A 6,730-nucleotide genomic window follows, 5' to 3' on the forward strand; every position below is an offset into this window, starting at 1 on the left:
AATGTAGCAAAGTTATTGAATACTGACAAGGGGAATGTGATTTTAATTACAATTTAAAAGATTATACGCTTATAGTGTAGTAACGCTTAACTCATCTTCAAACAAAAAAATATAATAACCAAGTTATTCTACAAACAAGTTCTGACCGACAACAAAGTCTTATATATATAACTACACTTCCATTATTGTCCAAATTTTTTATTTGACATAAGACAGATGGGTTTCCATTTGCCTACATAAACATGATTAAAATCATAAGTGTAACTAACATCTATCATAATACAAGCCGGTAGGCGTAGGTAATTTTACATCATCAAAGCAAAGCATATGAAACACATTGTAATATTAGGAGCCGGCACTGCAGGCACCATGATGGCCAACCACCTGAAACACGAATTAAATTTAAAGGAATGGGATATTAGCATTATTGATGAACGAAAAGAACATCATTACCAACCCGGTTATCTGTTTTTACCCTTTGATATTTACAGCCCTGAAGACATTATAAAATCTATTACTGAATTTATACCTAAGGGTGTCAACTTTATTAATGAAAGTATTGATAAAGTTGTAGCACAAAAAAATACTGTTTTATTAACCAACGGTACCGCCATTCCGTATGATATTTTAATTATTGCTACCGGCGCCAAAATAGCACCGGAAGAAACCACCGGCATGAAAGGTGCAGAATGGCATCGGTCAGTATTTGACTTTTATTCATTTGAAGGGGCTTTAGCACTTCGCAATAAATTAAGAGACTGGACCGGAGGAAACCTGGTAGTACACATTACCGAAATGCCCATTAAATGTCCGGTAGCACCTTTGGAATTTGCATTCCTGGCCGACTCTTACTTTAAGCACAAAAACATGCGTGACAAAGTAAACATCACTTTTGTTACACCCTTAAGCGGAGCATTTACCAAACCCAAAAGCACTGAAGCATTACAGCATTTATTAGATGAAAAACATATTAGCATTGTTAGCGACTTTGCTATTCAGGAAGTAGACAACGAAAACAAAAAAATAATTGACTACAGCGGTAAAGAAGTACCCTTTGATGTATTGGTTACCGTACCTACTAATAAAGGTGATGCCGTTATGGAGCGCTCAGGTTTAGGTGATGAGTTAAACTATGTACCCACTAACCGAGCAACTTTACAATCAAAAAGTCATGAAAACATCTTCGTAATTGGCGATGCTTCTAATATTCCCGCTTCAAAAGCAGGCTCTGTAGCACACTTTGAAGCCGAAATATTAACTGAAAATATACTGCACTACATAAAAGGTGAACCCTTAAAAGAAGAGTTTGACGGACATGCCAACTGCTTTATTGAAACAGGTAACGGTAAAGCATTGCTGATTGATTTTAACTATACCCATGAACCCGTTGAAGGTACATTTCCTTTCCCCGGCGTTGGCCCACTTCGACTTTTAAAAGAAAGCCGCATGAACCATATGGGCAAATTAGCCTTTAGGTGGATTTATTGGAATATGCTTTTGAAAGGAACACATATACCTTTTGTGTCAGCCACCATGCAGGAAGCAGGTAAACATTTTGATTAAAGAATATTTTTCACCATAAAATAAAACACAATGGAAACACAATTAGCCAACACCACTGTTGACGTAAACGAAGAAGGTTACCTAACCAATTTTGCACAATGGACTCCTGCCGTTGCAGAAGCTATTGCCAACAGTTTAAACATTACTTTAACCCCGAGACATTGGGATGTAATTAAATACTTACAAAACGAATACAAAAACGATAGTCCGCTAAGTATTAGAAAAATAGGTAAAAGCGGTGTAGTAGACATAAAGGAATTTTACCAATTATTTCCAAATGCCCCATTAAAAGCGGCTACAAAAATTGCCGGCATACCTAAACCTGCCAGTTGTATTTAACTTTTAAAAAAAATTATATGAGCGAATTTAATGGCGAAGTAAGAAAGATGATGATTATACTTTCTAAAGCCTCACTTGAAAATGTTTATGCCGCCTTTGTTTTAGCCAATGGTGCCCGCATGGAAGGCATTGAAGCTGAAATGTTTTTTACCTTTTTTGGTTTAGAGGCAGTGCATAAAGGGAAATTAGAACATTTGCATACCGCCACCGTTGGTAACCCTGCTTTAAACATTCCCACACTGTTAGGTGGTTTACCCGGTGTAGAAGCACTGGCAACTAGCATGATGAAAAAAGAAATGGAAAGAATTGATATGCCTGATGTGCTAGAATTCTTAGATATTTTAAAAGCTTCCGGCGTTAAACTTTGGGCCTGCAAGTTAGCCATGGATATGTTTCACTATAAGAAGGAAGATTTGTATGATGATTTAGACGGCATTATAACTGTAGGCGATTTTTACAAACAAGGAGCCGGATTAGGCTCACATATGCTTTTCGTTTAAATTGGTTGGCAAACCATTGATTGTGGTATTATACGGGTTATTTCCATAACCCGTATTTTTTTGTATGCCCATATTCCATTCCCTTCTTTTTCACCAACTATACTATAGTTAATGCCTATACATTAGCAATATTTATCATCACAAAAAGCCGCCTTTCTTTAAAAAGGCAATCCATTTTTCATAACCGCCACCGGTTTGGGTTAAGTGAAGCCCATCGGCTGTGTATTTGGCATTTAATCTGCCTTTTGCATCGGTAAATAAATCGTGAATATTAATGAATGGCACTTGCAATGGCTGTATGGCAGCCTTAATTAATTGATTGGCCTTTAAAATGTATGCCTGCTTATCATAGTGTTGGGGAAAATTCAACACATCTGGATTAACAGGCATTATGCTTTCAACATAAATTTGGGTATGGGGACTCCCTTCTTTTAATCTTTGTACAATGGTAGCAATGTTGTGGGCAATAACAGTACCGGGAATATCTTTCCCAATATCGTTAATACCAATAAGCAGAAATACTTTTGCCGGTTGCATGGCAATAATTTCCGGTAGGCGATGCAGCACACCATAGGTAATATCACCACCAATACCCCGATTCACCACGTTAGAATCGTTTAATAATTTTTGCCAATTGCCCATTTCGGTAATACTGTTTCCAAGAAAAACAATGGGATGTTTGGGCAGTTTTTGTGTAGCAAATAAAGCTATTCGTTCGGCATAATGTTCGGGTATAAAGCCCGTTGTGTCAAACAAACGCTGGTTGGTTACCTGCGCCGTGCCGGCAACCACCGTTGCAAAAGTTAGCAGCAAAAGTGTTACTAGTTTTTTCATACTATTTTTAATTTTATGGTTCATCCCAACATTGATTGACATAATACAAAGCCCCCGTTTAAAACAAAGTTTTATAAGGAACTAAAAATATATATCCAACAAAGCAAGGAGGGAATAAGTAAACGAGACCGACGTAAGTCGCTTTAATAATTTTTATTAAATATACAATTGCAAAAAGGCGAAAACAAATATTTTTAAAATATATATTTATAGCAATTGCTACACCTATCATACAATTAAAATATATATATATTGCTATTGGTAGGTGGCTTTTCTTTTTTTGTAAATTCATTAAAATGTTTGTATAAGCTGCAACAACAAATCGTTAGCAGCTTTTGACATTAATACAAGTTCAGAATCTTCAATCGCTTCAATATGATACACAGCAGGTTCGCCTGATAAAAAACTATATAAATCGGCTATAAACCATCCCTCCATCGCAAATTGAACAATGTGTTCATTGCCATTATTATGAAGGGTGTATGAACGTAACAATCCTTTTTCAACAAAAGCAGTGTATTTACAAACATCGCCCTCTTGTAAGAAATAGTACTTTTTTCGAATTTTTTTATGCACTATGTTTTTTGAATTAAATCCACTTCAGCTTCAGTAAGTTTTACTTTAGAGTTGATGTGCTGAATATAGCTACTGCTCATAATAATGTTGATGATAACAATGCGCTGATTTTAAAACAAGAAACCCAATATTAATTGCTGCAAATTAATTCAATTGAACCAACCAACTCATTTCATTATTCGAAAAGTAAGTAGGTAGCTCATTGTACAAGCATATATGCTTCGCAAGCATGATGCAATTGTTGATTGTACACTAATAAAAAAATTCCGGATGGGTATTTTGAGGTACACCATCCGGAAATTATTGTGTGCAATAACTGTGCTAATTACTCTGCTTTCCAGGTATTATTAGCGTGGTTAAAGTCGGGTATTTTGTTGTTAGGATCAATTACCACTTTGGTAATTTTATCGGTTGATGGATAACGGAATTTCCAGGTAGCACCATGTTGCCAAATTTCAACCGGTAAATGAACGGTACCCACTTTACCATTGGCTTCGGTAATTTGTACCGTAACCGGCATAGGCAATTGACCTAAATTTTCAATGGTAATTAAACTACCATCGGCAGGATTATTATCATTATAAGTAACACCTTTTACTGCTTGGTCAATACGCCAGTTATACATGAACCAACCGCGCCAGAACCAATCGAGGGTTTCACCGGTATAGTTTTCAATACAATGGAAGAAGTCCCATGGGGTTGGATGTTTGAATGCCCATTGGTGTACGTAATAACTAAAGGCGCTATCAAAACGACCGGGGCCTAAAATTTCTTCGCGCAGCAATTGCAAGCCCATACCGGGTTTATAGTATGCATATACACCCAAGTTTTGCGGTTGAATAACATCGGGAATAGTGAAAATACTTTCGGTGCTATCTCTAAACACATAACGAGCCGCCATGTGGCGATTATCCATACGATGGTCTAAAAATTCACCCTTATTGAAATTTTCATCTGCCATGGTATTAATAAAGGTATTGAAGCCTTCATCCATCCAAGGGAATTTACGTTCATTACTACCCACAATCATGGGGAACCAGTTATGGCCAAATTCGTGTGAAGTAACATTCCATAAGCTAGGACCGCTTGCACGGTAGCTACAAAATACAATACCGGGATATTCCATACCACCAACAATACCGGCTACGTTGGTAGCGGTAGGATAAGTAAATTCAAATAAATATTTTGAATAATATTCAATAGCTCCTTTTACAAATTCAGTAGAACGTTTCCAACTACTATCACCATTGCTTTCAACAGGGTATACACTCATAGCCAGCGATTTTTTGCCACTGGGCAAATTAATGCGGGCAGCATCCCAAATAAAGGCACGTGAAGCAGCCCAAGCCACATCGCGGGTATTTAAGCATTTAAACTTCCAGGTTAGCATTTTTTTAAACGGACGGCTATTAGGGTCCGTTACTTCAGCAGCCGTGCGTAACATAACAGTTTTATCACTTTGTGAAGCTTCTTTCCAACGTTTTAATTCCGTAGCGGTTAAAACTTCTTGTGGATTCATTAATTCACCGGAGCCTACGACAATTAAATTACCGGGTACCGTAACATTATAATCAATGTTACCATATTCCAAATAAAATTCACCTTGACCCAAGTAAGGTAAAGTGTTCCAACCATTCACATTATCGTACACACACATACGGGGGTACCATTGTGCTATTTCATAAATCCAACCATTTTTTGTATTCAATCTACCCAAACGGTCGGTACCATATTCAGGAATTTTAAAGCTGTAATTAATTTTCAACTGAATTTTTCCGCCTTGTGCTTTCAATAATTTGGACAATTTAATTTGCATGCGGGTATCATTAATTAAGTAATTGGCTTTTTCGGCTTTACCTTCAACCACTACTTCAACCGATTCAATATTATACCCCCCATTAAAATTATTACGGTTAGCCCAGCGACCACCGGTAACAGCAGTGGTAGCCACACCGCGAGAAGATTGGTTATAAATATTCTGATCTAACTGCAACCACAAAAACGACAAATTTTGCGGACTGTTATTGGTATAATTAATAACAACAGACCCTTTGATGCTTTGATTCAAGGTATCTAATGCTGCATTAATGGAATAGTCGGCGCGATTTTGCCAATATTCCGGACCGGGGGTACCATCGGCAGCCCTTACTTTATCGCCAAAGGCGGGATAAAACATGGGTGCAAATGCCTCATGTTGATTGTAATTACCGGTAGTTTGTGCCTGAGCACCCATGGCCATAGCCAGCACCAGTAAAAGAGAACTCCATTTCTTCATGTGCTAAAATTTGAATGAATAATTAAAGATGCTAAAAAAAGAGCATCTAAGATAAGCAAGGTAGGCAGGTATTAAAAAAAATATTGGATGATTGGTGAGCATTTTAGGTAAAAATTAATATTGGATGAAAAAAACCTAGCAATGGTGGGTATTGGGAAAGATTTGTTCGACAGGTGTTCGACTCATTTTATGCAAACCCCATATTTTTTCGGCATTTGCCGAAACTGTATCGAACTTGTATCGAAGTTGTCTCGAAGGAGGTAGGGAGAAAAGTGAATACATGGAAATTTTAGCCTGCATTTTGCAAGAAAATAAATTAAACAAAATAACTATTCCAATACGTAGAAATACGTTTTTATGTATGATGAGTAATAATTATTTTAGTATTTCATTATTGTAAAAAATTTGGCCTTGCTGATGGGAAATTATTCTGTGAGTGACAGTGGCGAAGCCATAAATAGAATTGAATAGATGCCTAGTTTACCTGTTGTACCATTACCCTATTTGTTTCATAGGCCGGGGCATGGTGTGGGTATATTTATTGATAAAGAGCGTAGGGTAAATACCCTTATGAAACAAAAAGCAGGCATATAACAAGCAGGCAGCAGGTGCATGCTGCACCATAGTTTTGCCGCCCATTGAT

General features: G+C 37.1%; 6 protein-coding genes. 3 read left to right on the forward strand and 3 right to left on the reverse strand.

All coding sequences use genetic code 11. The features are described from left to right. Positions 1–327 precede the first annotated feature (327 nt). Genes sqr through ACP5P5_RS10035 form a run of 3 tightly spaced genes read left to right on the forward strand, consistent with a single transcriptional unit; the run spans position 328 to position 2,402 of the window. Positions 328–1,563, forward strand: a complete 1,236-nt coding sequence (gene sqr, locus ACP5P5_RS10025; RefSeq protein ID WP_428285971.1) for a type III sulfide quinone reductase, selenoprotein subtype — start codon at positions 328–330, stop codon at positions 1,561–1,563. A 30-nt stretch (positions 1,564–1,593) separates the two neighbouring features. After that, positions 1,594–1,902, forward strand: coding sequence for a TusE/DsrC/DsvC family sulfur relay protein (locus ACP5P5_RS10030; protein ID WP_428285972.1), 309 nt, complete (start codon positions 1,594–1,596; stop codon positions 1,900–1,902). A 17-nt stretch (positions 1,903–1,919) separates the two neighbouring features. Further along, entirely contained in the window at positions 1,920–2,402 is a 483-nt protein-coding gene (locus ACP5P5_RS10035; RefSeq protein ID WP_428285973.1) for a DsrE/DsrF/DrsH-like family protein, read from the forward strand. A gap of 138 nt (positions 2,403–2,540) precedes the next feature. On the opposite strand, the gene ACP5P5_RS10040 is transcribed toward ACP5P5_RS10035, so the two are convergent. The 3 genes from ACP5P5_RS10040 to ACP5P5_RS10050 form a co-directional block, all read right to left on the reverse strand. Beyond that, positions 2,541–3,236 carry a GDSL-type esterase/lipase family protein gene (locus ACP5P5_RS10040; protein WP_428285974.1) on the reverse strand — a complete coding sequence of 232 codons (696 nt, stop codon included), beginning with the start codon at positions 3,234–3,236 and terminating at the stop codon, positions 2,541–2,543. A 291-nt stretch (positions 3,237–3,527) separates the two neighbouring features. After that, on the reverse strand, positions 3,528–3,812 hold the full coding sequence (locus ACP5P5_RS10045; RefSeq protein ID WP_428285975.1) for a Crp/Fnr family transcriptional regulator: 285 nt from the start codon (positions 3,810–3,812) through the stop codon (positions 3,528–3,530). A 325-nt stretch (positions 3,813–4,137) separates the two neighbouring features. Further along, positions 4,138–6,087, reverse strand: coding sequence for a M1 family metallopeptidase (locus tag ACP5P5_RS10050; protein WP_428285976.1), 1,950 nt, complete (start codon positions 6,085–6,087; stop codon positions 4,138–4,140). Positions 6,088–6,730 lie beyond the last annotated feature (643 nt).

It is taken from the genome of Hydrotalea sp. (genome assembly GCF_049968455.1).
GTDB lineage: Bacteria > Bacteroidota > Bacteroidia > Chitinophagales > Chitinophagaceae > Hydrotalea.

Coding starts and splice junctions, on each gene's coding strand:
- sqr (WP_428285971.1), top strand. CDS start 328: ATGAAACACATTGTAATATTAGGAGCCGGCACTGCAGGCACCATGATG.
- ACP5P5_RS10030 (WP_428285972.1), top strand. CDS start 1,594: ATGGAAACACAATTAGCCAACACCACTGTTGACGTAAACGAAGAAGGT.
- ACP5P5_RS10035 (WP_428285973.1), top strand. CDS start 1,920: ATGAGCGAATTTAATGGCGAAGTAAGAAAGATGATGATTATACTTTCT.
- ACP5P5_RS10040 (WP_428285974.1), bottom strand. CDS start 3,236: ATGAAAAAACTAGTAACACTTTTGCTGCTAACTTTTGCAACGGTGGTT.
- ACP5P5_RS10050 (WP_428285976.1), bottom strand. CDS start 6,087: ATGAAGAAATGGAGTTCTCTTTTACTGGTGCTGGCTATGGCCATGGGT.